Here is a 23554-nt window from a genome sequence, read left to right as displayed (position 1 = left end):
CTGGGCCGGGCGGGTGCTTTCGTCGCGCCGTCCCGGGGAAGAGGCACAACACCCGGACACTGATGACTCATGAAGAAGGATCAGTTGCTTACCCGGCGCCGGGCGTTGTTCGCCGGCGCCGTCGCGCTCGGAGCGGCGGGAGCGGCCGGCACAGCCGGTCTGCTGCTCTCCGGTTCCTCCGGCACACCGGTACCGCCCGCCCCCGCCGCGGGCCCCGAGGCGCGCAGCGCCCTCAAGCCCTCCGCCTACCGTCTGAGCCCCCTGGCCGGCGACGCCCCGCAGCGGGCGGCGCCGCTGCCGGCCAAGGTGCGGACCTCGCCGATCCTGCGTTTCTCCGGACGCGGCGACACCATGATGCTGACGTTCGACGACGGACCCCACCCCGAGTTCACCCCGCACGTCCTGGACATCCTGGCCCAGTACGACGTCCGGGCCACCTTCATGGTCTGCGGGGAGATGGCCGACTGGAACAGGGACCTGCTGGCCCGGATGGCCGACGAGGGACACGTCGTCGGCAACCACACCTGGAGCCACCCGCTGCTCACCCAGCTCGACCGCCGCGGCATCCGCAGCGAGCTCGAACGCACCAGCGACGTCATCGAGAAGGCCTACGGCGAACGGCCGTTGTGGTTCCGCGCCCCCTACGGCGCCTGGAACCGGGACGTGTTCAAGCTCAACGCCGAACTGGGCATGGAGCCGCTGGCCTGGAGCGTCGACAGCCTCGACTGGACCACGCCCGGCACCGGCGCCATCGTGCGCCGGATCGAGCGCGGCGCCGCCCCCGGGGTCGTCGTGCTCTCCCACGACGCCGGGGGCGACCGCTCGCAGACCGTCCGCGCGCTGCGCAAGTACCTCCCCAAGCTCCTCGACGACGGCCGCCACTTCACCGTGCCCCGCCGGCAGTACACCTGAGCCGGGCCCCGCGCACGGCCCGCCGCCCGCCCGGCCGGGGTCCGCTCAGCGGACCTCGACCAGGCGGGCGAACACGACGACGTTCCCCTGATATCCGGTCTGCTTCGTGTAACCGCCGCCGCAGGTGATGACCCGCAGTTCCGGAGTTCCCTTCGAGCCGTACACACGGTCTCCGGGGAAGTCGTCCTTCTGGAACACCTCGACGCCGTACACCTCGAATACGGCCGTCATTCCGTCCTGGCGGTCGATTTCGACGCGGTTTCCCTTCTGCAGGGCGCCGAGCCCGTAGAACACGGCGGGTCCCGCTTTGTTGTCCACATGGCCGACGACGACCGACGTGCCGTTCTCCCCCGGCGTGACCGCGCCGTTGAACCAGCCGGCCAGATTCGGGTCCTCCGGCGGCGGCGCGGCGACCCAGCCGTCCGGGTCCACGCCGACCGGTGTGACGGGTGCGTCGACCTGGATCACCGGGATCCTGATCCGGTCCGGCACCGAGCGCGACACGGACTGAAGGCCCGTCGCCGAGGGGAGCGGCGTGTGCCTGATGTCCGGCGCGGCCGCCGTCGCGGGCTGGGGCGGGCCGACGTCGAACTCCCCGGAGCCGTTGCGGATCAGGGCGAGTCCGGTCAGCAGGGCCAGCGCTATCACGCCCCACGGCGCACGCTTCCTCCGTGGCTCCCGCTCCTCCTCCTCGATGAATCCGGTCAGCTCTCTCGCAGGCATTCGACAACCCCTCTCGACCCGGCCGTCGCCGTGTCAGTCGCGCATGCGAGAACGCTAAGTCGGGCGCGCGCAACCGGCGACGTGGCGCATGCGAACGGGTGGCGGGGCGGTTTTCCCGTGCGCCATCCGAGACGGTCCGTACGGGTCATTCCTGACGGTCCGTGACCTGCGTCGATCTTCAATGGGGTGAAGGTGCCGGTGGATTCGCTCACCGAGACGGACCAGCCCCGAAATGCGCCCGCGTGGAGTGCGTCCGAGGGTCGGTGACGGGAGGTGCTTTCTCACCGATCGACCGGGTACGGGTCCCCGGGGCGCCTTCCGCGGAGGATCACATGCGTACTGCTCGTACCCTCTTGGCCCCCTCGGTCCCCTTGGTGGTGCTGGCCGCGGCGGTCGCCGCGGTCGGGATCGCCGCCCCGGCGACCGCGGCGAAGGGCGGCGATGTCCCCGGCGTGGCACGGGACGGCGCGGTGGTAGGCGCCCCCGGAGGAGGTGGCCACGGAGGCGGCCACGGAGGTGGACCAGGGGGCGGACCTGGAGGCGGCTTTGGAGTGGGTCCGGGATTCGGGCCGGGGTTCGGACCCGGAGTGGGGCCGGGGTTCGGATTCGGTCCCGGTGTCGGCCCGGGGTTCGGATTCGGTCCCGGTGTCGGCGGCTTCGGCGAGTTCCGCGGCTTCGGCGAGTTCGGCGAGTTCCGTGGCTTCGGCGAGTTCCGAGGTCGCCCGGGGGACCGGTTCGGTGAGTTCCGTGGCTTCGGTGAGTGGCGCGGTCCCGGCCGGGGCGAGAGGTTCGGCGAGTTCCCCGGCTTCGGTCCGGGGCCCGGAGTCGGCGGCTTCGGCGGTCCTGGTGGCTTCGGTGGTCCTGGCGGCTTCGGCGGTCCGGGCGGTCCGGGCGGTCCCGGCGGTCCGGGCGGTCCCGGCGGGCTCGGTGGCGTGGGGGGCTTCGACAAGGGAGGCGAGGGCGCGGCTCCCGGCGTCGCTCCTGGCGGCGGTCTCGGCGTCCCTCCCGGGAACGGTGCTGTCGGTCCCGGGAACGGTGCTGTCGGTCGCGGCGGTGCTCCCGGTCACGGTGCGGGCGGCCTCAACAGCATCGTGCCCATGCCCGGTGTGATCGCACGCGGCGGGCAGCTGGTGGTCACGATCGACGGCTGCCGCGACGGCGGGACCATGTCGTCGAACGTGTTCTCCCGGGCCACGGTGCGGCCGTTCGACGAAGACGGCGAGCGCGCGCAGGGTGTCGTGACCATCCGCGACGACGCCCGTCCCGGCACGTACGACATCACGGTCGACTGCAACGGCCGGCGGCTGACCCGGCCGGCGGCCTTCACCGTCGTCGGCGGTGTCCGTGGTGGAGTGGGCGGCGGCATCACCACCGGTGCCACCCCGGCCGACATGGCCATCGGCGGCGGGCTGATGGCCGCGGGCGCGGTCGGCGGCGGCGTCCTCTGGATGCGGCGCCGCTCCGACAAGCGCTCCTGACGGCCCCGCCCCGGATCCGGCCTCGCTCCCTGTGCGGGGCCGGATCTCCCCGTGCCCGCGGGGACTTCGTCCCCGGCCCGGGCGCCCCGGGAGGCGTCCGCTCGCACCGACAGGCCTTGGCCCCGGACCTGGAAAGGTCCGGGGCCAAGGCCTGTCGGTGGGGAGGGCGCGGTCAGGCGGCGCCCTCCCCACCGGTGCGCCGGCGCGAGAGGCAGTACGCCGTGCCGAGCGAGCCGCCGACGAGCGCGGTACCCATGCCGATCTGCTTCAGGTCGAAACCGCCCACGGTCCCGCCCACACCCGCGCGGACGCCGTGCCGGTAGTGGTCCGATCCGCCGCCGCCGCGGCGGCCGCCGAAGCGGCCCTCGTCGTCGTCATCGCCGTAGCCGGAGCGGCCGTTGCCGCCGCCGTGGGAGCGTCCGCCTCCACCGGAGTAGCGGCCCTCGTCACCTCCTCCACCTCCGTACGAGCGGCCGTCGCCGCTGCCGTAGGAGTGGCTGTCACCGGCGCTGGCGACGGCGGCCGGCGCGCAGAAGGTGAGGGCGCAGACGCCCAGCAGTGCGGCCGGGACAACACCTGTTACGCGCATGAATGGGTCCTCCGGTCCCCGAGGAGCAGCAGCGGACCTCTTCCGCTTGTGCCGGATATGCGCCTCGCTGACCAAAACGCTAGGGAGGTGCGCACCGCGCCGCGATCGCACTCGGGCGAACGGGGCAACGGTTGCGCCGCCCAGGGGATTCACGGTTCACGTCACCGCGTCAGATGGGGGAACAGGTCCAGGAACGGTCCGGCGGTGGCCGAGACGCCGCGGCTGTAGGGGGCGTCGAAGTCCCAGATCAGGAAGAGGAGGAAGGTGATCAGCGCGGAGAACAGCCCCGCGAGGATCAGCTCCCGCCTGGTGCGCCGGATCTGGAGCGCGAACACCATGCCGATGGTGATGACGCCCCCCGAGAGCAGGCCGAACCACACCACCCCCGGCATCGTCGCCCCCATGGAGCCGGCGCGTGCGGTGCGGGCCTGGGAGGCGGCGGCCACCTGGTCCACCAGTGGCTGGTAGGCCTGCGCCTCGAAGTCCGACTTGGGCTGGTAGTCGGTGACGTCGGCGCGGACGCGTTCCATCAGTTCGTCGCCCCGCGTGGTGACGCGGCCGTGGTCGGCCATGGTCTTCCACTCGGTGGTCACGACGTGTCCGGCGTAGGCGTCGACGTCGGCGCGGATACGGTCGCGGACGTCGGGCGGATAGACGCGGACGCGTTCGGAGACCTCGTGCAGCGCCTGGGCCTCCGCCTGGACGTGGTCCTGGGCGGCGACGCGCGCCTCCCAGACTCCGGCGATGGCCAGACCCAGCACGATCGCGTAGACCACGCCGATCCACATGGTCATGTACTCGATGACGTCCGGAGTCTCGCTGGGATCGTCGTCCACGGCCTTCGTGCGGTGCCGCAGGACGGTGATGACGACGACCACCGCACAGGCGGCCAGCATCGCGAGAAGGAGAACAAGCCATTCCGACAACGGGTTCCTCCAGGGGTCAGCGCGGGCGGAGCGCGGCCACGGCGGCCAGTGCGGGCACCGCGATGAGCAGGACGTAGGTGAGGGGCGAGGGACTGCGCCGGGGTGTCGGCCGGTGCGGCTGGGCGTGGTGGCGCGGGTAGGTCACCGGCGCCACGGACGGGCTGGGACGGGGCTTGGGGGCCGGTTCCGGGGCCGGCGGCGGAGGCGGTGCGGGCGGCGGGGGTGGTGGGGGAGCGGGCCGGGGCTGCGGAGCGGCCGGGGCCGGGCGCGGGGGTGGCGGGGGTTCGGGAGTGGAGGTGGGCCTCGGCTTCGGTGGCGGTGTGGGCTCGGGAGGCGGAGGCGGAGGCGGGGGCGGGGGCGGCGCCGGTGTGGGCGTCGGCATGGGCGTGGGCGTCGGTGTCGGGGTGGGACTCGGGCTGGGCGTCGGCGTCGGTGTCGGCCTCCGGCACGGCGGTGGAAGGGGCGGAAAGGAGGGCCAGGAGCCGCCGGCCACCGCCACCGCCTCCATGCCGTCCGGGCCCGTGGAGGCGTACGCGCAGGCGTCGGCCGCGGCCGGGGCGGCTCCGCCCACACACGTCCATGCCAGCAGGGCCGGCGCCAACACCCGCAGCAACAGGGCGGATCGCGTCGGTTCGGGTCGTTGCACGAGCGAGATCATGAGCTGTCGCGGACCAGGGCACGCCGCGGTGGGCGCGGATTGCCCCGAAGGGGGGAAGCCGCAGGTCGGAGGGTTTGATCGGCGGTCCGGTGCGCCGCCGCCGATGGGCACGCGCGTACGGGGTGGCACGAGACGCGTCACAGGTCGCGGAAAGAAATCGCGGCCGCGGTTGAACACAACCGCCTGTGCCATCCGTACCCAGTGTCGTGCGGTGGCGCAGTAGGGCGCTGCAACACCATAAGGATTATGGGGAGTTGACGATGAACACCTCCTGGCGGAGCGCCTCACTCGTGGCGGCGGCCGCGGCCGTGCTGGCGCTGACGACGGCGTGCGGTCAGGAAAGCGCCCCTTCGGTGGGCAGCCAGAACGTGGGCGCGACCGCCCAGGCCGGCGGATTCGGCAGCGCCGGGACGAGCGCCGGCACCGCCACGGGAAGCGCCCCCGGAAGCACCGCCGGCAACGGCTACGGCGCCGACGGCCAGCAGGCCGCCCCCAAGCCCGCCGGGCAGCTCACGGTCGCCACCAACGTGAAGCTGGGCAAGGTGGTCACCGACAGCGCCGGAATGACGCTGTACCGCTTCGACGCGGACACGGCCCAGCCGCCCACGTCCAACTGCGAGGGCGACTGCGCCACGGCCTGGCCGCCGGTTCCCGCCGACGACGCCGCCGCCGGCCCCGGTATCGACAAGGCCCTGCTCGGCGAGGTCACCCGCTCCGACGGCACCAAGCAGCTCACCATCGGTGGCTGGCCCGCGTACCGCTACGCGAAGGACACCGAGGTCGGTGACGTCAACGGCCAGGGCGTGAACGACAAGTGGTTCGCTCTGGCGGCCGACGGCAAGAAGGCCTCACTGACGGACCTGCCGGGCCTGTCCGTGAAGAAGACCGAACTGGGCAACGTCGTCGTCGACCGGAACGGCATGACGGTCTACCGCTTCTCGAAGGACCAGGCGTGGCCGAAGTCGGTCTCCGCCTGCACCGGTTCCTGCCTGGAGAAGTGGCCGGCCGTGGCCCCCGTCGCCGTGAACGACACCAAGGGCGTGCTGACGAAGGGCATGATGCCCTTCACCCGGCCCGACGGCGTCAAGCAGATGACCATCAACTGCTGGCCCCTCTACACCTTCTCCGGGGACAAGGCGCCCGGGGACGTCAACGGCCAGGGAATCGGCGGTACTTGGTTCGCCGTCTCCCCCGACGGAAAGGCGATCGGCGCCCCGCAGTAGGGACAACCGCCCCCGGCAGACCGGACCCGAACCGGACCGCCCCCTCCGCGCCGCACGGAGGGGGCGGTCCATCGTGTGCTCAGACCATGGCAATTCACCGCGATGCGGATGCGAGGGCGGACCGGAAGCGCAGGTGGTGACCGGGAACGGATGGTCAATTTCCGTTTCCACTCGCCCGTTCGGCGGGCGATCAGTAGCCTCTGCTCGAACACCGGATCGCCTACGCACTGGAGAGATGGATGGAGCGTCCCGCCTGGGCTCCGCGGAGCATCGACATCTCGGTGCCGAGCGTCGCCCGCATCTACGACTTCTACCTGGGCGGTTCGCACAACTTCGAGGTCGACCGGGAAGCGGCCCGCAGGGCCATGGAGTTCATGCCGGGGCTGCCCAGGATCAGCCAGGCGAACCGGGCGTTCATGCGCCGGGCCGTGGAGTTCGCCGCCGAGGAGGGCATCACCCAGTTCCTGGACATCGGGTCCGGCATCCCCGCCTTCGGCAACGTCCACGAGGTCGCCCAGGCCGCCCGGCCCGGCGCTCGGGTGGTGTACGTCGACCACGACCCGGTGGCGGTGGCCCACAGCAAGGCCGTTCTGGCGGACAACGAGGACGCGGACGTGGTCGCGGCCGACCTGCGCAAGCCCCAGGAAATCCTCGCGAGCCCCGAGTTGGGGCGGCTGATCGACCCGAATCGGCCAGTCGCGCTGCTTCTCGTTGCCATACTGCACTTCGTGGAAGACGCGGACGACCCCTACGGCGCGGTGGCAGAGCTGCGCGACGCGCTCGCGCCGGGCAGCCTGCTCGTCCTCACCCATGCCTCGTACGAGGGCATCCCGCTCCCCGCGGAGCGGAGCCGGTCCCTGGTGGACGTGTACGAAAACATTCGCAACCCGCTGATCATGCGCTCGCGCGAGGAGATCGCGCGGTTCTTCGAGGGGTACGACATGGTGGAACCCGGGCTGGTGCCGATGCCGAACTGGCGGCCGCGTACGGCGCCGGAGGACGAGGACCTCTATGCCTTCTCCGGTTTCGCGGGCGTGGGGCGTACGGCGTGATCGCGGAATCGGACGGGCCGGAGGGCAGACTGCGCCGGCTGACGACGATCTGGAGCCGGGCCGTCTTCCCGGTGACCTCGACGTCGCTGACCCGCCCGGAGTTCGAGGAACTGCTCCTGCCGCTCGCCCGCCGGCTGAGATCGGCGCTGCGGGACCGGGTCTTCGACGCGCGGGAGGGCGAGGCGGTCGGCGCCGCACTGGTCGACGCGCACTGCACCGCGCCCGAGGCGCTCAGCCACTCCCTGGACTGCCTCGACGCCTACCTCGTGCTGTACTGCGGCGAGGACGGCGACCAGGAGGACCTGCGAGCACGGTCCGCGCGGTTGCAGCACTCGATGGCGGCCGGGTTCGCGCGGGCGCTGCGCGAACGCACGCTGGCCGAGCAGGAGGCGATAGCCCAGGCCGCGCTGCGCGCCCAGGGCGTGGTCGCACTGGCGCTGCACGCCAGCGAGGCCCGCTTCCGCGCCGTGTTCGAAGGCGCCGCGATCGGCATCGCCATCGCCGACCTCCAGGGCAGCGTCCTCCAGGTCAACAGCGCGCTGCTGCGCATGTTCGGCGGCGCGGAGCAGACCCTGCGCGGCCGCAACGTACGGGAGTGGACCCACTCCGACGACGCCCCGCATCTGTGCCGGCTGTACGAGGAACTGGTGCGCGGCGAGCGCGAGCACTACCACGTGGAGAAGGCCTTCTACCGGCCTGACGGAACGGTTCTGTGGACCAACCTGACCGTCTCCCTGCTCCGCGACGCCGACGGCTGTCCCCAGTACCAGCTCGCCCTCATGGAGGACACCACCGAGCGGCGGCTGCTCAACCTGAGGCTGCGGTACGAGGCCACCCACGACGCTCTGACCGGACTGCCCAACCGCACCCTGTTCTTCGAGCGCCTGGAGAAGGCGCTGAACGCGGGAGAGGGGCAGCGCTTCGGCCTGTGCTACCTCGACCTGGACGGCTTCAAGACCATCAACGACAGCCTCGGCCACGCGGCCGGGGACCGGCTGCTGGTCGAGGTCGCCGACCGGCTCCAGGCGTGCGCGACCGCGCCCGGCGAGATGGTCGCCCGGCTCGGCGGCGACGAGTTCGTCGCGCTGACCACCGGCCCCGGCACCCGGCAGGAGGTCGACGAGCTGGCCGCGCGGATCACGAACGCGCTGGTCGCCCCGGTCCGCATCGACGGCCGGGAACTGGCCGTGCGCGGCAGCATCGGCATCGTCGAGGGGCCGGCGGGCGAGCGCAGCGCGGCGGAGGTGCTGCGCAGCGCGGACATCACCATGTACCGGGCCAAGTCGGCCGGCGGCAACCGCTTCGAGCTCGCCGACCCGGAGGCCGACGCCCGCGCCATCACCCGGCACGGACTGACCACGGCGCTGCCGACCGCGCTGGACCGGGGTGAGTTCTTCATCGAGTACCAGCCGCTGGTGTGCCTCGGCGACGGCAGCGTGCGCGGAGCCGAGGCGCTGGTGCGCTGGCTGCACCCGCAGCACGGCGTCCTCGGTCCCGACCGGTTCATCCCGCTCGCCGAGCACACCGGGCTGATCGTCCCGCTGGGCCGCTGGGTCCTGGAGCAGTCGGTGCGCCAGGCCGGCCGGTGGCGGGAACTGCACGGGGACGGCGGCGAGGGTCCGCTGCGCATCAACGTCAACCTCTCGCCGTGCCAGCTCACCCACCCCGGGCTCGTCCAGGACACCGTCGACATCCTGGAGCGCGAGGGTGTGCAGCCGGACGCGCTGTGCCTGGAGGTCACCGAGTCGGCGCTCATCGGCGCCGACGACGACCTGCTCAAGCCGTTGCGCCGGCTTGCCGAGATGGGCATCGACATAGCCCTGGACGACTTCGGCACCGGCTACTCCAACCTGGCCAACCTGCGCCGGCTGCCGGTGAGCGTGCTCAAGCTGGACCGTTCCTTCACGCAGGGCATGCAGCAGTTCCCGGCCGACCCCGTCGATCTGAAGATCGTCGAGGGCATCGTCGCCCTCGCCCACAGCCTGAACCTGGCGGTCACCGTGGAGGGCGTGGAAACCGGCGCCCAGGCCGAACAACTCCGCGTCCTCGGCTGCGACACGGCCCAGGGCTGGTACTACGCCCGCCCCGGCCCCCCGGACCGCCTGCACGACCTGGCCCTGGCGGACACGACGAGTTGACCGGCACCGCCGGTGGCCTTTCGGGGGCGCGGGCGCGACACGGTCGGGGTCCTGCCGACACCCCGTCGGCAGGACCGCGAACGCGTCACTCGAACCCGTCTCACTCAAACCCGCGGCACCGCCGCCACGTCCCTGGGAGCGGACACCGCCTCAGCGCTCCAGCAGCATCCGCTGGAGTTCCCTCGCGGCCCTCGGCGGAGCCACATCGCTGCGGTGGGCCAGCGCGATCGTACGGTGCAGTCCGGGGCGGGCCAGCGGGGTGACCCGCAGGCCGTGGCCTGAGCGCGTCGCGACCATGCGCGGGACGACGGCCACCCCGAGCCCCGCCCGCACGAACCCCAGCACCGCGTCCATCTCGCCGCCCTCGACGGCCAGGTCCGGCTCGAAGCCCTCCGCGCGGCACGCGGCGACCGTCAGCTCCCGCAGGTCGTAGCCGTGCCGGAACATCACCAGGCGCTCACCCTCCAGGTCCGCGATGCCGACCGGGCGCCGGCCCGGTCCGCCGGGCGCCGGCGCCTCCGGCGAGGAGACCACCACCAGGTCCTCGCGCAGCAGCTCCACCGTGGTCAGGGCGGGCGACGGGGTGGGCAGCGGAAGCACGACCAGCGCCAGGTCGAGGGCGCCGCGGGCCAGCTCCCGCACCAGGTCGTGGGAGCCTCCCTCCTCGACCAGCAGCCGGATGCCCGGGTAGCGGTCGTGGAAGGCGCGCAGCACGTCCGGCAGCAGGCCGGTGCACAGGCTCGGGGTGGCGCCGAGCCGCACCCGGCCCCGGCGCAGCTGCACCAGTTCCTGCACCTCGTGCCGCGCCGTGTCGGCGTCGGCGAGGATGCGCCGGGCCAGCGGCAGCAGCGCCTCCCCGGCGTCGGTGAGCGTGATGTTGCCCCGCGCCCGCAGGAACAGGTCGGCCCCCAACTCCCGCTCCAGCGCCTTGATCTGCTGCGACAGCGACGGCTGGGCGACATGGACGAGATCGGCCGCGCGGGTGAAGTGCCGGGTCTCGGCGACCGCCACGAAGTACTGGAGCTGCTGGAACTGCACGAGACCAGCATAGCCAGTCCCTATCGAAACGAGCCGTACCATGTCTTGGACCGATGGGGTCCTTCGGCCCTAGCGTGCTGAGTCATGGCACTGGCAACGGAGACGGACCGACGGCCGTCCATGGCACGCACCGTGTGGGGCTCGACCGTCGGCAAGAAGACCGTGATGGCGGTCAGCGGCCTGATCATGCTGCTGTACCTGGTCGTCCACATGATCGGGAACCTGAAGATCTTCTTCGGGGCGGGCGAGTTCAACCACTACGCCCACTGGCTGCGCACGGTCGGCGAGCCGTTCATGCACTACGAGTGGACGCTCTGGCTGGTCCGCGCGGTACTCGTGGTCGCCGTCGTCGCCCACGCCGTCTCCGCCTACCAGCTCAGCCGCCGCGACATCAGGGCGCGGCCCAGCAAGTACGTGCACGCGAGGCCGAGGGCCAGTTACGCCACCCGCACCATGCGCTGGGGCGGGATCATCCTCGCCCTGTTCATCGTCTGGCACATCCTGGACCTGACCACCGGCACCGTGCACTCCGGCGGATTCCAGCCGGCCCACCCGTACCAGAACGTCGTGGACACCTTCTCCACCTGGTACGGCAACGTCATCTACATCGTCGCCATGCTGGCGCTCGGCCTGCACATCCGGCACGGCTTCTGGAGCGCCGCCCAGACCCTCGGCGTCGGCAGCCGCACCCGCGACCGTGCCCTCAAGACCGCCGCCAACGTTCTCGCACTGCTGCTCACGGCCGGCTTCATCGCCGTCCCGGTGGGCGTCATGACCGGAGTGGTGAGCTGACATGACCTCCTACGCCGACTACGCGACCGGTGCGCCGGTCGCCGACACCAAGGCCCCCACCGGGCCGATCAACGAGCGCTGGGACAAGCGCCGCTTCGAGGCCAGGCTGGTCAACCCCGCCAACCGGCGCAAGCACACGGTCATCGTGGTCGGCACCGGCCTCGCGGGCGGCTCGGCCGGCGCCACCCTGGCCGAACAGGGCTACCACGTCGTCCAGTTCTGCTACCAGGACTCCCCGCGCCGCGCCCACTCCATCGCCGCGCAGGGCGGCATCAACGCGGCGAAGAACTACCGCAACGACGGCGACTCCGTCCACCGCCTCTTCTACGACACCGTCAAGGGCGGCGACTTCCGCGCCCGCGAGTCCAACGTGCACCGCCTCGCGCAGATCTCGGTGGAGATCATCGACCAGTGCGTCGCGCAGGGCGTGCCGTTCGCCCGCGAGTACGGCGGACTGCTCGACACCCGCTCCTTCGGCGGCGTCCAGGTCTCCCGCACCTTCTACGCCCGCGGCCAGACCGGCCAGCAGCTCCTGCTCGGCGCCTACCAGGCACTGTCCCGGCAGATCGCCGCGGGCAACGTCGAGATGCACCCGCGCACCGAGATGCTCGACCTGATCGTCGTCGACGGCCGGGCCCGCGGCATCGTCGCCCGCGACCTGATCACCGGGAAGATCGACACGTACTTCGCGGACGCCGTCGTCCTCGCCTCCGGCGGCTACGGCAACGTCTTCTACCTGTCGACCAACGCCATGAACTCCAACGCGACCGCCGTCTGGCGGGCGCACCGGCGCGGAGCGTACTTCGCCAACCCCTGCTTCACCCAGATCCACCCCACGTGCATCCCGCGCACCGGCGACCACCAGTCCAAGCTCACCCTGATGAGCGAGTCGCTGCGCAACGACGGCCGCATCTGGGTCCCGAAGGCCAAGGGCGACAACCGCCCGCCGAACGAGATCCCCGAGGACGAGCGCGACTACTACCTGGAGCGGATCTACCCCTCCTTCGGCAACCTCGTCCCCCGCGACATCGCCTCCCGCGCCGCGAAGAACGTCTGCGACGAGGGCCGCGGCGTCGGCCCCGGCGGCCAGGGCGTCTACCTGGACTTCGCGGACGCGATCAGGCGCATGGGCAGGGGGAAGGTCGAGGAGAAGTACGGCAACCTCTTCGACATGTACGAGCGGATCACCGCGGAGAACCCGTACGAGGTGCCGATGCGGATCTACCCCGCCGTGCACTACACGATGGGCGGCCTGTGGGTCGACTACGACCTCCAGACCACCGTCCCCGGACTGTTCGCGATCGGCGAGGCCAACTTCTCCGACCACGGCGCCAACCGCCTCGGCGCCTCCGCGCTGATGCAGGGCCTGGCCGACGGCTACTTCGTCCTCCCGGCCACGATCAACGACTACCTGGCCCGCAACCCGCACCAGGAAGCCGTCACCGAGGACCATCCCGCCGTCCAGGAGACCGTCGCCGAGACCGAGGACCGCCTCAACCTGCTCCTGTCCGTCGACGGCGACCGCACCCCCGACTCCTTCCACCGCGAAGTCGGCGAACTGATGTGGGAGTTCTGCGGCATGGCCCGCACCGAAGAGGGCCTGCGCAAGGCACTGGACCGCATCCCGCAGATCCGCGAGGAGTTCTGGCGGCGCATCAAGGTGCCCGGCACCGGCGAGGAGTTCAACCAGTCCCTGGAGAAGGCCAACCGCATCGTCGACTACCTGGAGCTCGCCGAGCTCATGTGCCTCGACGCGCTGCACCGAGCCGAGTCCTGCGGCGGTCACTTCCGCGAGGAGTCCCAGACCCCCGACGGCGAAGCGGCCCGCAGGGACGAGCAGTTCTCCTACGCGGCGGCCTGGGAGTTCACCGCCACGGGCGAACCGCCCACCCTGCACAAGGAAGACCTGGTCTTCGAGTACGTCCACCCCACCCAGCGGAGCTACGCATGAGGCTCACCCTGCGCGTATGGCGGCAGAAGAACGCCGACGCCGACGGCGCCATGTCCACCTACGAGGTGGACGACATCTCGCCCGACATGTCCTTCCTGGAGATGCTGGACGTCCTCAACGAACGGCTCATCCTCTCCGGCGAGGACCCCGTCGCCTTCGACCACGACTGCCGCGAGGGCATCTGCGGCGCGTGCAGCCTGGTCATCAACGGCGACGCGCACGGCCCCGAACGCACCACGACCTGCCAGCTCCACATGCGGTCCTTCAAGGACGGCGACACGATCGACATCGAGCCGTGGCGCGCCGCCGCCTTCCCGGTGGTGAAGGACCTGGTGGTCGACCGCTCGGCCTTCGACCGGATCATCCAGGCCGGCGGCTACGTCACCGCCCCCACCGGAGCCGCGCCCGAGGCCCACGCCACGCCCGTACCCAAGCCGGACGCCGACTTCGCCTTCGAGCACGCCGAATGCATCGGCTGCGGCGCCTGCGTCGCCGCCTGCCCCAACGGCGCGGCGATGCTGTTCACCTCCGCCAAGATCAACCACCTCAACGTGCTGCCGCAGGGAGCGCCCGAGCGCGAGACCCGCGTCCTGGACATGGTGGCCCAGATGGACGAGGAGGGGTTCGGCGGCTGCACCCTGGCCGGCGAGTGCGCCACCGCCTGCCCCAAGGGCATCCCCCTCGTGTCGATCACCAGCATGAACAAGGAGTGGCTGCGCGCGACCCGCAAGGCGTCCAAGCGGTAGCCCATCGCAGAACGTTCGCCGAGGGGGCGGACGGGCGGGGCCGGGAGTGGTGCTCATCCCCGGCCCCGCCTCGAATTCTCCTGAGGGCAACCGCCCGCGCCGTTCAACATCCCCACATCCGTTCTCCCGGCACAGGTCACGCGGACGCAAGCCGGCATCGGAAGAACAGGGACGACGGACCGCACCGCCGGTCCGCCGTCCCTCTTCCGTACCGGGTCCACGACCAGGAGAGAACATGACCGGCGTCTCCACCCTCGAAAGCCCCCCGCAGCCCGCGCCGCCCACCCGTTACACCGTCGCCCTCGCCCGTGACGAGGCGGATGTGCGGGCCGCGCAGCGGCTGCGGCACGACGTCTTCGCCGGGGAGATGGGCGCCCTGCTGTCCACCCCGCAGCCGGGACACGACGTCGATCCCTTCGACGCCTACTGCGACCACCTGCTCGTGCGCGACACGACCACCGGCCAGGTCGTCGGCACCTACCGGCTGCTCCCGCCGGAGCGCGCCGCGATCGCCGGACGGCTCTACGCGGAGGGCGAGTTCGACCTCACCGCGCTGGCCCCGATCCGCCCCGGCCTGGTGGAGGTGGGCCGCTCCTGCGTGCACCCCGACCACCGCGACGGCACGGTGATCGGGCTGATCTGGGCCGGGCTGGCCCGCTACATGGTGGACCGCGGCCACGAGTGGCTGGCCGGCTGCTGCTCCATACCGCTCGCCGACGGCGGCGCCCTCGCCTCCGCCACCTGGGAGCGGGTGCGCGAGAAGAACCTGGCACCTCAGGAGCGCCGGGTGCGCCCGCTGCTCCCGTGGATCCCGCGGACCGACCTCCCGGCCGCCCCCCCGCACCGAGCTGCCCGCCCTCCTGCGCGGCTATCTCCGGCTCGGCGCCCAGGTCTGCGGCGCTCCCGCGCACGACCCCGACTTCGGGGTCGCCGACCTCTACGTCCTCCTCTCGATGCGCCGGGTCAGCCCCCGCTACCTGCGGCACTTCCTCTCCCTCGTACCGGCCTGATGAGCCTCTGGCTGCCCAGCGCGCCCTGCACCCCGAGCGCGTGCGTGGAGACGGAAACGAGGTACACGACAGCCGTACCGCGCGCCGTGGTGCGGCTGACGCTGGTCGTGTTCCTCGTACTCGCCGGGGTCGCGCTGTCGCCGCTGGGCGCCAGGATCCCCGCCGGCTGGGTGCGGCGCTGGTCCCGGGCGGTCGTCAGGGCCTCCGGGGTCCGGGTCCGCATCACCGGCACCGCTCCGCCCACCGGCGGCCTCCTGCTGGTCGCCAACCACATCTCCTGGCTGGACATCCCGCTGCTGGCCGCCGTGCGCCCGGCCCGGATGCTCGCCAAGACGGAGATCCGCGGCTGGCCGGTGGCCGGCGCGCTCGCCGCGCGCGGCGGCGCCCTGTTCATCGAACGGGACCGTCTGCGCGCCCTGCCCGCGACGGTGGCGCACATCGCCGGGGAACTGCGCGCCGGCGCCGCGGTCGCCGCCTTCCCCGAGGGCAGCACCTGGTGCGGCCGCGCCCAGGGCACCTTCCACCGAGCCGTCTTCCAGGCCGCCCTCGACGCCGGGGTCCCGGTCCAGCCGGTCCGCATCCGCTACCTGAGCCACTCCGGGGGAGCGGCCAGCACGGCCCCCGCCTTCGTCGGCGACGACTCCCTGATCACGTCCCTGTGGCGGGTGGCCACGGCACGCGACCTGGTGGCCGAGGTCGACGTGCGCCCCGTGCTTCCCCCGGGCACCTGCCCCGACCGCCGCACGCTGGCCCGCGCGGCGCAGCAGGACGACCCCGGCGGCGAAGACCGGGGTGCCGGCCCGCGCTCCACGGCAACCTGCGAGCACGCGACCGCTGTTCACGTGGCTGCCACCCCGGTGCCCCGGCCCCGAGTGCCGTCGCAGGAGCGGCGCGCGGTGTTCGGGGACCTGGTGTAGCCGAGGTCGAAAATCCCGGGCAGCACCAGCATCCGACCGTGCTCGTCCGCCTCACGTACGGGGGCGTTGACCCTCATGTACGGGGGCGCTGGGCGGCCGGGCCTGGCGCCGGGCCCTCGCCGTTCCGCCGTACCACCCGTGCCAGATAAGGAGCCGTGGCGCTGCCCGCCGCCCGGGCGACCTCGGCCGGCGGGCCCGCCGCCACGATCCGGCCGCCCTCGTCGCCGCCGCCCGGCCCGAGATCGACGACCCAGTCGGCGCCGGCCACGACGGACATGTCGTGCTCGACGACGATCACGGTGTGCCCGGCGTCGACCAGACCGTGCAACTGCCGCATCAGCACCTCGACATCGGCCGGGTGCAGACCGGTCGTCGGCTCGTCGAGGAGGTAGAGGGTGTGGCCGCGGCGGCCGCGTTGCAGTTCACTCGCGAGCTTGACGCGCTGGGCCTCACCGCCGGACAGCTCGGTGGCGGGCTGACCGAGGCGCAGATAGCCGAGGCCGACGTCGAGCAGGGCGCCGAGACTGCGGGCCACGGCCGGGACGTCGGCGAAGAACTCCGCCGCGCTCTCCACCGTGAGGCCGAGCACCTGGCCGATGTTCAGCCCCCGGTACGTCACTTGGAGCGTCTCGGGGTTGTAGCGTGCCCCGCCGCAGTCCGGGCACGGGGTGTACGTGCTCGGCAGGAACAGCAGTTCCACGCTGACGAACCCCTCGCCCTGGCAGGTCTCGCACCGGCCTCCCGCCACGTTGAAGGAGAACCGTCCGACCCCGTAACCGCGCCCGCGCGCCTCGCCGGTGTCCGCGAACACCTTCCGCACCACGTCGAACAGCCCCGTGTAGGTGGCCAGGTTGGAACGCGGAGTGCGCCCGATCGGCTTCTGGTCCACCGAGACCAGCCGCCCGACCCCTGCCAACTCCGGCGTGATCGCACCGATGAGCGTGGACTTGCCCGACCCCGACACCCCGGTGACCGCGGTGAACGCGCCGAGCGGGAACCGCGCCGTCACGGCCCGCAGGTTGTGCCGGGTGACCGGCCCCACCGTCAACTGGCCGCGCGCACGGCGCACTTCCCGCACCGGCGCGGGGGAGCGGTCGAACAGGAACCGGCCCGTCGCCGACTCCGCGACCTGCGCCAGCTCGGCGACCGGCCCGCTGTGCAGTACCCGCCCGCCGCGCTCACCGGCCAGCGGACCGACGTCGACGACCCAGTCGGCACCGCGTACCACGTCGAGATGGTGCTCCACCACGAACACCGAGTTGCCCGCCGCCTTGAGCCGCTGCAACACCGTGAGCAGGGCCTCGGTGTCCGCCGGGTGCAGCCCCGCGGACGGCTCGTCGAGCACGTACACCACCCCGAAGAGCCCCGACCGGAGCTGTGTGGCGAGCCGCAGCCGCTGCAACTCGCCCGCCGACAGCGTGGGCGTGGACCGGTCCAGGCTGAGGTAACCGAGCCCGAGCTCCACGACGGGCACGATGCGTGACCTCAGATCCTCGGTGAGGACGCGAGCGGCCTCGGACGTGCCCCGCAGGTGCCCGGCGAGTTCGGTCAGCGGCAGTGCGGCCAGCTCAGCGATGGTGTGCCCCGCGAAGGTCACGGCCAGCGCCTCGGGCCGCAGCCGGCTGCCGCCGCAGGCCGGGCAGGGCGCGGCGGTGAGGAACCGCTCGGCCCTGGCCCGCAGGGCAGCGCTCTTCGAATCGGCGAAGGTCTTCATCACATACCGCCGGGCGCTCATGTACGTGCCCTGGTAGGGACGTTGGATCCGCTCGGCGTCCCGCACCGGGTGCACGGTCACCACCGGCTGCTCGTCCGTGAACAGGATCCACTCCCGCTGCCCGGCGGGCAGTTCACGCCACGGCCGGTCCACGTCGTAGCCCAGCGCGTCGAGGATGTCCCGCAGGTTCTTGCCCTGCCAGGCACCCGGCCAGGCGGCGATCGCGCCCTCACGGATCGACAGCGAGGGGTCGGGCACCAGCAGCGACTCCTCCGTCCGGTGCACCTGCCCGAGACCGTGGCACTGGGGGCAGGCCCCGGCCGCCGTGTTCGGCGAGAACGCGTCCGAGTCCAGCCGCTCGGCCCCCGGCGGATAGTCCCCGGCCCGGGAGAACAGCATCCGCAGCGAGTTCGACAGGTTGGTGACGGTGCCCACGGAGGACCGCGACGTCGGCGCCGCGCGCCGCTGCTCCAGCGACACGGCCGGCGGCAGCCCGGAGATCTCCCCGACCTTCGGCGCCCCCACCTGGTGGATCAACCGCCGCGCGTAGGGCGCCACCGACTCGAAGTAGCGCCGCTGAGCCTCCGCGTAGATCGTCCCGAACGCCAGCGACGACTTCCCCGACCCCGACACCCCCGTGAACACCACGAGCGCGTCCCGCGGAACGTCGACGTCCACCCCTCGGAGGTTGTGCTCACGAGCACCACGGACACGGACGTACGGGTCGTGAGGGCTGTGCATGGAGGGGCTCCGTACGAGGCGCGGGCGGCAGGGGGGCAAACCCCGCAATTCTATGCAACCCGCGGCCGGCCGCCCGGCAGGGGCGGAAGAAGTGTCGGTGACGTGGACGGGGTGTGCTCGTTGGGCTGTCCGGGGGAGCCGCGAGCCGCCGCACGAAGACGTTGTCAACGGACCTGAGTGATCACGTTGCCGCGAAGAGACCCGTCAGTGAACACCAGCCAAGAAAAGGGAAGTGATGCCGCATGAGCCTGCGAGACGATCTCCGTGAAGCTCGCCCGGTCCGTTCCGTCGGAAGGTACGTTCCCGCCAGAGGAATCTATACGGAGTCGGCTCGGCTTCAACGGCTCGACTGGATCCGCTCCGTGACCGGGACCGGTCTGCCTTCCATGGATCGGACGCGACTCGACGCCGGGAGACTGACCGGGAACATCGAGGGGTTCGTCGGAAGCGTCGAGATCCCGGTCGGCCTGGCAGGGCCGCTGCTGTTCCGCGGGGAGAACGTACAGGGCGAGATCTACGCGCCCATGGCGACCACCGAGGGCGCCCTGGTCTCTTCGGCGACCCGTGGATCGCTGGCCGTCACCATGGCGGGCGGTGTCAGCACCTGTGCCGTCGCGCAGAGCATGACCCGCGCACCGGTGTTCGCCTTCTCCAGGATGCCGGCAGCCAGGCTTTTCGCGTTGACGATCAGCCAGTACCTCAACGATCTGCGAACCGTCGTCCGGCAGGTGTCGAAGCACGCCGAACTCGTCTCGATCGAGCCCGCCGTGCTGGGCAGGACCGTCCACCTGAAGTTCACCTACACCACCGGTGACGCGGCCGGCCAGAACATGACCACTGCCTGCACCTGGCATGCCTGCCAATGGATCCTGGAACAGGGCCACTTGGTGGACAGCCAGGAACTGGAGTCCTTCATCATCGAGGGAAACACCTCCGGCGACAAAAAGGCGTCCTTCCAGAGCATGACGGAAGGCCGCGGAATCCGGGTGACCGCCGACTGCGTCCTTCCCGAAGGCATCGTCAAGCGTGTCCTGAACACGACGCCGGATGAACTGACCATGGGCTACCACCACATCGCGTCCGGGGCCGTCCACGGCGGAGTGCTGGGCTCCACCGCGAACGCCGCCAACATCGTGGCGGCCATTTTCACCGCGACGGGTCAGGACATCGCATGCGTTCACGAGTCGAGCGTGGGGCAGTTCATCCTCGAACGGACATCGGACGGCGGCGTCTATGCCAGCATGACCCTCCCCGGACTGGCGCTCGGGACGGTCGGCGGCGGCACCCACCTTCCCGCCCAGCGCGAACTCCTGGAGATGATGGGCTGCACGGGGAAGGGAAGCGCCGTCCGCCTGGCCGAGGTGATCGCCGGTTTCGCACTCGCCCTCGACCTCTCGACGGTCTCGGCGGCCGTCTCCGGGCATTTCGTCAGCGCCCACGAACGACTCGGGCGCAACAGACCCGGTGCGGTCCCCTGCGCGTAACCGTCCCCTCACGCCCCGCTCGCGCCGCAGGACAGCCCGACGATCCCCGCACGCCGCTGCCCGCCCGTTCCCAGCGTGCGTGGGGCGGGCGCGGGAGACAAGTTGCCGTCCACACCACACTCTTGGAGGGCCGAGTGCCAACCACAAGCTCAAGCACGGAACGGCTCACCCTGGCTCTCGTCGCGGGATGCGCCGGGTCGGGCAAGTCGGAGGCCGGCAAGTTGCTGGCGGCGGCCCACACCCAGTACGACCACTGAGAACAGCAAGCGACAAGGAGCGTCCGGAAGTGGGCGGCACCGTCCGCACACCTGGGTGTTGAGTCAGAAAGTCGACGTCCACCCATCGCAATACTGTGCGAGCGTTGTCGTCAGCCGCCCAGCCCACCCGCGGCGAGCCGGTCGCTCACGTCGCTCACCAGCCGCCGCCCCAGCTGCTCGGCGCGCGAGAGGAGGTCGTCGAAGTCCGTGAGGCGACGGAATGCTGCGGCGTAGGCGGCCTGTTCCGCCAGCGGCAGGGGCAGCACCTGCAGGCGCCGGATGTCCACCCGGGACGAGCTGGAGGCGTGGGTGCCGGCCTGGCGTCCGTTGGCGGGGGCGCGCAGGCAGCCGGCCAGGAAGTGGGCGTCCAGTTTCTCCGGGTCCACCCGCAGCGCGTAGAGCTGCGTGCCCAGTGCCGTCGGCGGCCCCTGGTGCACCCAGGCCTTGAAGGCCCTGATCACGCCAGCGACCACCACGTCGCCCTCCTCGGCCACGGCATGGGCCGACCCTTCGGGGACACGCCCGCTGGGGACGCCGTCCAGGAGCAGGTCGGACACGGTGAGCAGGGGCAGTCCGGCCGCACCGGACGAGGGGGCGCCGTCCGCCGGTTGCTGCCCGGCGATCAGGGTGAGGGCGCCCGCCTTGACGAGGTCACCGACCGTGGCCGTGGTCTGCGGTGTCCGGGGCTGCAGGTCCAGTCCGGCCAGGTACTGTGCGCATCCCGTGAGGTCGGCCAGACGGGTCGTCAGCTCGCGCCAGGAAGCCGCGAGTTCAGCGTGGGAGGGCTCCTTGCCGGAGGCGGCGTAGCGGCCCGGGGTGACGTCGACCTCGTCGTCCAGAAGATCGAGCAGAGGAACCCGTACGGCGCCCTCCGGCGGGTTCCGGTCCGGCTGGTCGACGACTTCCAGGGCGGCGAGGACGAACGATCGGAGGGCCTCCCAGTCGGGTCCGGGCTCGCGCGCACCGGGCCTGGCGAACCGCGTGGCGTCCACCAGGAGGGCGTCCTGCCCGACAGGAGTCGCGGAGGGACTGTCCGGCAAGGCGCGCAGAATCCACAACTGGAGGGAGACGCTGTGCGGTTGCGCGCTCCCGGGCGGCAGCGCCACAACCGCCCGCAGCACACCGGTGCGCAGCAGGGAGGCCCGGATGCGGCGGCCCGCCTTGCGTGAGGCGACGGCGGGCGGCAGGACGACGACCGCCGTCCCGCCGGGCCTGAGGTGGGACAGCAGGTGCTGCACCCAGGCCAGTTCCGGCTCGGTGCGTGGTGGCAGACCGTGCGTCCAGCGCTGGTCCGTTGCCAGTTCCTCGTAGCCCCAGTCGCGCTCGTTGAACGGCGGATTGCACAGGGCTATGTCGGCGAGTGTCCCGGCGAAGCAGTCCTCGCGCAGCGCGTCGGCCGTGGCGACCTCCGTACGGATGTCGCGGTCGTCGGCGATGAAGCCCAGACGGGCGGAGGTCAGCGCTGCGAGCGCCGGGTCCCGTTCGCAGGCGAGCACCGTCAGACCGGTCCCGTCGTACTCGTGGGCGACCGCTGCGGGCAGGTGCCCGGTGCCGCAGGCCGGGTCGAGGACCGTCAGCCCCTCCTCGTCACCGTCGAGCCGGACGGCGAGTGCTGCCCGTGCCATCAGCGCGGCGAGCTGTGCCGGTGTGGTGCTGAGTTGCCGTACATGCGTCTCCAGCCACCGCTGCAGCAGGAACTCGAAAGTCTCGCGAGGGCCCTCCCTGCGCCCCAGCTTGGCCGCCTCGATCACCAACTCACCGGCCTGTGCGGACAGTTGAGGATGAGTGGTCCGCGTCCGGGAGGAGCGCATCCGGCGGGCCGCCTCGGCCACGGCCAGCCCTGACTCGTCCCTGCTGCCCAGCGCCTCGAAACGCGGCCACAGAAGTTCACGGCCGCCGACGTCCTTGAGCTTGCCGTTGTCGCGCAGCCAGTGCTCGACCTCCGCCAGCGAGAACTGCGGACTGACGTCGGTGCCGCCGATACGGGTGGGAAACGAGTCGTGGCGGCGTCGCCAGTTGCTCACCGCGGCGCGGCCGACTCCGGCGATCCGAGCGATTTCGGCCAGGCTGACGGGTACGGCGTCGGTTGTACTCATCGAAGGCTCTCCGGGGTGTGTGGCCGCCGGGCTGGGCGGCGCCCCAGCGGCCGTAGTGCATGGCAGGCTACTACGCTCATTGACTTTGTTCACAGACCGAAGCCCCGAACATCTGTGTGGAAAATGTGGAGGACGGGAAAATGCAGAGCCCCGAGCCGGGAATGGTGCTCCATGACCGCTATCAGCTGGCGTCGATCCTCGGCCGAGGTGTCATGGGCCAGGTGTGGCTCGGTCGCGACGAGCGTCTGGAGCGACCCGTCGCCATCAAGACCGTGGCAGCGGACTTGCTGGCCGTACCGTGGAGCCGTGAGGCGGCCCTGACCCGCTTCCACCGGGAGGCGCGGGCCGCGGCCCGCCTCGACCACGCCAACGTCACGACGGTCTTCGACGCGTCGATCACGGACGACGTCTGCTGGCTGGTGATGGAACTCATCGACGGCACGACGCTGGAGCACCTCTTCGACCAGCACGAGGACGGCCGGCTCGACGTGGCCTCGGCCGCCGCCGTCGCCGCCCAGCTGTGCGCCGGACTGTCCGCGGCACACGCCGCCGGGCTCGTCCACCGCGACCTCAAACCGCAGAACGTCATGGTCCGCCGCGACGGAGTGGTGAAGATCCTCGACTTCGGCCTGGTGAAACTGCTCTCCGACGCCGACCCCCGGCTGACCATGACCGGCGAGGGCGTCGGCAACATCTCCTTCGCGTCGCCCGAGTTGCTGTCCGGCCGCGACCCGCTCGACGGCCGCAGCGATCTCTACGCGGTCGGCTGCCTCCTGCACCACATGCTCACCGGTGACACCCCCTTCGCCACCGACCAGCCGGCCCTCCTCGCCTCCCGCCATCTGAGCGCACCCCCGCCCCTCGTCGCCGACGCGGGCGTCAAGGTGCCCCGCGACCTGCAGGAGCTGATCACGGCGCTGCTCGCCAAGAGCGCGGACGACCGTCCCTCCTCCGCCGCCGAGGTCTACGCGGCCCTGGGCCCCCACCTGCCGGACCCGGACCCCGCACGCGCCACCCGTCCCGGGCTGCCCGAAGATCCCCGGCGCCCGTTCCTGCTCCCGCAGGGTCCGAGGCCCGTGTGAACGATGAGACAATGACCACTCCGGCCG

Annotated in this window: 20 protein-coding genes and 1 pseudogene; 13 read left to right on the top strand and 8 right to left on the bottom strand. The window is 71.8% G+C overall.

Annotated elements, in window-relative coordinates; genetic code table 11:
• The first annotated feature begins 69 nt into the window (after positions 1 to 69).
• On the top strand, positions 70 to 912 hold the full coding sequence (locus ACIOWN_RS05375; RefSeq protein WP_362353088.1) for a polysaccharide deacetylase family protein: 843 nt from the start codon (positions 70 to 72) through the stop codon (positions 910 to 912).
• Positions 913 to 957: 45 nt separating this feature from the next.
• Here ACIOWN_RS05375 and ACIOWN_RS05370 read toward each other — a convergent pair whose 3' ends face one another.
• Together ACIOWN_RS05370 and ACIOWN_RS05365 are read right to left on the bottom strand one after the other, a co-directional pair.
• A complete protein-coding gene (locus ACIOWN_RS05370; RefSeq protein WP_362353090.1) occupies positions 958 to 1635 on the bottom strand; it encodes a class F sortase in 678 nt (225 codons plus the stop codon).
• A gap of 281 nt (positions 1636 to 1916) precedes the next feature.
• Positions 1917 to 2702: a hypothetical protein gene (locus ACIOWN_RS05365; RefSeq protein WP_362353115.1), complete on the bottom strand. Its 786-nt coding sequence runs from the start codon at positions 2700 to 2702 to the stop codon at positions 1917 to 1919.
• 21 nt (positions 2703 to 2723) lie between these two features.
• On the opposite strand from ACIOWN_RS05365, the gene ACIOWN_RS05360 reads away from it, so the two are divergent.
• Positions 2724 to 3113, top strand: a complete 390-nt coding sequence (locus ACIOWN_RS05360) for a hypothetical protein (protein ID WP_362353111.1) — start codon at positions 2724 to 2726, stop codon at positions 3111 to 3113.
• A 172-nt stretch (positions 3114 to 3285) separates the two neighbouring features.
• On the opposite strand, the gene ACIOWN_RS05355 is transcribed toward ACIOWN_RS05360, so the two are convergent.
• The 3 genes from ACIOWN_RS05355 to ACIOWN_RS05345 form a co-directional block, all read right to left on the bottom strand.
• On the bottom strand, positions 3286 to 3702 hold the full coding sequence (locus tag ACIOWN_RS05355; RefSeq protein WP_401980526.1) for a hypothetical protein: 417 nt from the start codon (positions 3700 to 3702) through the stop codon (positions 3286 to 3288).
• A 161-nt stretch (positions 3703 to 3863) separates the two neighbouring features.
• Positions 3864 to 4628, bottom strand: a complete 765-nt coding sequence (locus ACIOWN_RS05350) for a DUF4239 domain-containing protein (RefSeq protein ID WP_362348257.1) — start codon at positions 4626 to 4628, stop codon at positions 3864 to 3866.
• Positions 4629 to 4644: 16 nt separating this feature from the next.
• The gene (locus ACIOWN_RS05345) at positions 4645 to 4773 is read right to left on the bottom strand and encodes a hypothetical protein (protein WP_358729866.1); all 129 of its coding nucleotides are present in this window, start codon (positions 4771 to 4773) and stop codon (positions 4645 to 4647) included.
• Between the two features lie 773 nt (positions 4774 to 5546).
• Here ACIOWN_RS05345 and ACIOWN_RS05340 point away from each other — a divergent pair.
• From ACIOWN_RS05340 to ACIOWN_RS05330, 3 genes are all read left to right on the top strand, one after another.
• Positions 5547 to 6509: an SCO0930 family lipoprotein gene (locus ACIOWN_RS05340; protein ID WP_362348655.1), complete on the top strand. Its 963-nt coding sequence runs from the start codon at positions 5547 to 5549 to the stop codon at positions 6507 to 6509.
• Positions 6510 to 6748: 239 nt separating this feature from the next.
• Complete coding sequence (locus tag ACIOWN_RS05335; RefSeq protein WP_401980522.1) at positions 6749 to 7561, top strand: SAM-dependent methyltransferase; 813 nt, start codon at positions 6749 to 6751, stop codon at positions 7559 to 7561.
• Positions 7558 to 9699: a putative bifunctional diguanylate cyclase/phosphodiesterase gene (locus ACIOWN_RS05330; protein WP_401980520.1), complete on the top strand. Its 2142-nt coding sequence runs from the start codon at positions 7558 to 7560 to the stop codon at positions 9697 to 9699. Before ACIOWN_RS05335 ends, ACIOWN_RS05330 begins: the two co-directional genes overlap by 4 nt.
• A 150-nt stretch (positions 9700 to 9849) precedes the next feature.
• Here ACIOWN_RS05330 and ACIOWN_RS05325 read toward each other — a convergent pair whose 3' ends face one another.
• Positions 9850 to 10737 carry a LysR substrate-binding domain-containing protein gene (locus ACIOWN_RS05325; protein WP_362348262.1) on the bottom strand — a complete coding sequence of 296 codons (888 nt, stop codon included), beginning with the start codon at positions 10735 to 10737 and terminating at the stop codon, positions 9850 to 9852.
• Between the two features lie 120 nt (positions 10738 to 10857).
• On the opposite strand from ACIOWN_RS05325, the gene ACIOWN_RS05320 reads away from it, so the two are divergent.
• The 5 genes and pseudogenes from ACIOWN_RS05320 (at position 10858) to ACIOWN_RS05300 (ending at position 16153) form a co-directional block, all read left to right on the top strand.
• Positions 10858 to 11529, top strand: a complete 672-nt coding sequence (locus ACIOWN_RS05320; RefSeq protein ID WP_401980648.1) for a succinate dehydrogenase — start codon at positions 10858 to 10860, stop codon at positions 11527 to 11529.
• A 1-nt stretch (position 11530) separates the two neighbouring features.
• Positions 11531 to 13480: a fumarate reductase/succinate dehydrogenase flavoprotein subunit gene (locus ACIOWN_RS05315; RefSeq protein ID WP_362348264.1), complete on the top strand. Its 1950-nt coding sequence runs from the start codon at positions 11531 to 11533 to the stop codon at positions 13478 to 13480.
• Positions 13477 to 14226, top strand: a complete 750-nt coding sequence (locus ACIOWN_RS05310; protein WP_362348266.1) for a succinate dehydrogenase/fumarate reductase iron-sulfur subunit — start codon at positions 13477 to 13479, stop codon at positions 14224 to 14226. The genes ACIOWN_RS05315 and ACIOWN_RS05310 overlap by 4 nt, the downstream gene beginning before the upstream one ends.
• A 235-nt stretch (positions 14227 to 14461) precedes the next feature.
• A pseudogene (locus tag ACIOWN_RS05305) lies at positions 14462 to 15236 on the top strand (GNAT family N-acetyltransferase).
• The gene (locus ACIOWN_RS05300; protein WP_362348269.1) at positions 15236 to 16153 is read left to right on the top strand and encodes a lysophospholipid acyltransferase family protein; all 918 of its coding nucleotides are present in this window, start codon (positions 15236 to 15238) and stop codon (positions 16151 to 16153) included. Before ACIOWN_RS05305 ends, ACIOWN_RS05300 begins: the two are co-directional and overlap by 1 nt.
• A 73-nt stretch (positions 16154 to 16226) precedes the next feature.
• Here ACIOWN_RS05300 and ACIOWN_RS05295 read toward each other — a convergent pair whose 3' ends face one another.
• Positions 16227 to 18608, bottom strand: a complete 2382-nt coding sequence (locus ACIOWN_RS05295) for an excinuclease ABC subunit UvrA (protein ID WP_362348271.1) — start codon at positions 18606 to 18608, stop codon at positions 16227 to 16229.
• Between the two features lie 386 nt (positions 18609 to 18994).
• Here ACIOWN_RS05295 and ACIOWN_RS05290 point away from each other — a divergent pair, with 386 nt between their 5' ends.
• Positions 18995 to 20092, top strand: coding sequence for a hydroxymethylglutaryl-CoA reductase (locus ACIOWN_RS05290; protein WP_401980515.1), 1098 nt, complete (start codon positions 18995 to 18997; stop codon positions 20090 to 20092).
• Positions 20093 to 20226: 134 nt separating this feature from the next.
• On the top strand, positions 20227 to 20349 hold the full coding sequence (locus ACIOWN_RS05285; RefSeq protein WP_362348275.1) for a hypothetical protein: 123 nt from the start codon (positions 20227 to 20229) through the stop codon (positions 20347 to 20349).
• 110 nt (positions 20350 to 20459) lie between these two features.
• Here the strand turns inward: ACIOWN_RS05285 and ACIOWN_RS05280 are convergent, their stop codons facing one another.
• Positions 20460 to 22445 carry an N-6 DNA methylase gene (locus tag ACIOWN_RS05280; RefSeq protein WP_401980512.1) on the bottom strand — a complete coding sequence of 662 codons (1986 nt, stop codon included), beginning with the start codon at positions 22443 to 22445 and terminating at the stop codon, positions 20460 to 20462.
• Positions 22446 to 22585: 140 nt separating this feature from the next.
• Here ACIOWN_RS05280 and ACIOWN_RS05275 point away from each other — a divergent pair, with 140 nt between their 5' ends.
• Positions 22586 to 23527 carry a serine/threonine-protein kinase gene (locus ACIOWN_RS05275; RefSeq protein WP_362348278.1) on the top strand — a complete coding sequence of 314 codons (942 nt, stop codon included), beginning with the start codon at positions 22586 to 22588 and terminating at the stop codon, positions 23525 to 23527.
• The last annotated feature ends 27 nt before the right edge of the window (positions 23528 to 23554 follow it).

The organism is Streptomyces sp. NPDC087787, assembly GCF_044743035.1.
In the GTDB taxonomy this organism is placed as follows: domain Bacteria; phylum Actinomycetota; class Actinomycetes; order Streptomycetales; family Streptomycetaceae; genus Streptomyces.
Note: the sequence above shows the minus strand (reverse complement) of the source record. Positions and strands in the feature narration are given on the sequence as shown.

Excerpts from the sequence above, each read along its gene's own strand:
- ACIOWN_RS05335 (WP_401980522.1), top strand. The coding sequence starts at position 6,749 with ATGGAGCGTCCCGCCTGGGCTCCGCGGAGCATCGACATCTCGGTGCCG.
- ACIOWN_RS05310 (WP_362348266.1), top strand. The coding sequence starts at position 13,477 with ATGAGGCTCACCCTGCGCGTATGGCGGCAGAAGAACGCCGACGCCGAC.
- ACIOWN_RS05315 (WP_362348264.1), top strand. The coding sequence starts at position 11,531 with ATGACCTCCTACGCCGACTACGCGACCGGTGCGCCGGTCGCCGACACC.
- ACIOWN_RS05275 (WP_362348278.1), top strand. The coding sequence starts at position 22,586 with ATGCAGAGCCCCGAGCCGGGAATGGTGCTCCATGACCGCTATCAGCTG.
- ACIOWN_RS05355 (WP_401980526.1), bottom strand. The coding sequence starts at position 3,702 with ATGCGCGTAACAGGTGTTGTCCCGGCCGCACTGCTGGGCGTCTGCGCC.
- ACIOWN_RS05320 (WP_401980648.1), top strand. The coding sequence starts at position 10,858 with ATGGCACGCACCGTGTGGGGCTCGACCGTCGGCAAGAAGACCGTGATG.
- ACIOWN_RS05370 (WP_362353090.1), bottom strand. The coding sequence starts at position 1,635 with ATGCCTGCGAGAGAGCTGACCGGATTCATCGAGGAGGAGGAGCGGGAG.
- ACIOWN_RS05340 (WP_362348655.1), top strand. The coding sequence starts at position 5,547 with ATGAACACCTCCTGGCGGAGCGCCTCACTCGTGGCGGCGGCCGCGGCC.
- ACIOWN_RS05290 (WP_401980515.1), top strand. The coding sequence starts at position 18,995 with ATGGATCGGACGCGACTCGACGCCGGGAGACTGACCGGGAACATCGAG.
- ACIOWN_RS05295 (WP_362348271.1), bottom strand. The coding sequence starts at position 18,608 with ATGCACAGCCCTCACGACCCGTACGTCCGTGTCCGTGGTGCTCGTGAG.
- ACIOWN_RS05280 (WP_401980512.1), bottom strand. The coding sequence starts at position 22,445 with ATGAGTACAACCGACGCCGTACCCGTCAGCCTGGCCGAAATCGCTCGG.
- ACIOWN_RS05300 (WP_362348269.1), top strand. The coding sequence starts at position 15,236 with ATGAGCCTCTGGCTGCCCAGCGCGCCCTGCACCCCGAGCGCGTGCGTG.
- ACIOWN_RS05375 (WP_362353088.1), top strand. The coding sequence starts at position 70 with ATGAAGAAGGATCAGTTGCTTACCCGGCGCCGGGCGTTGTTCGCCGGC.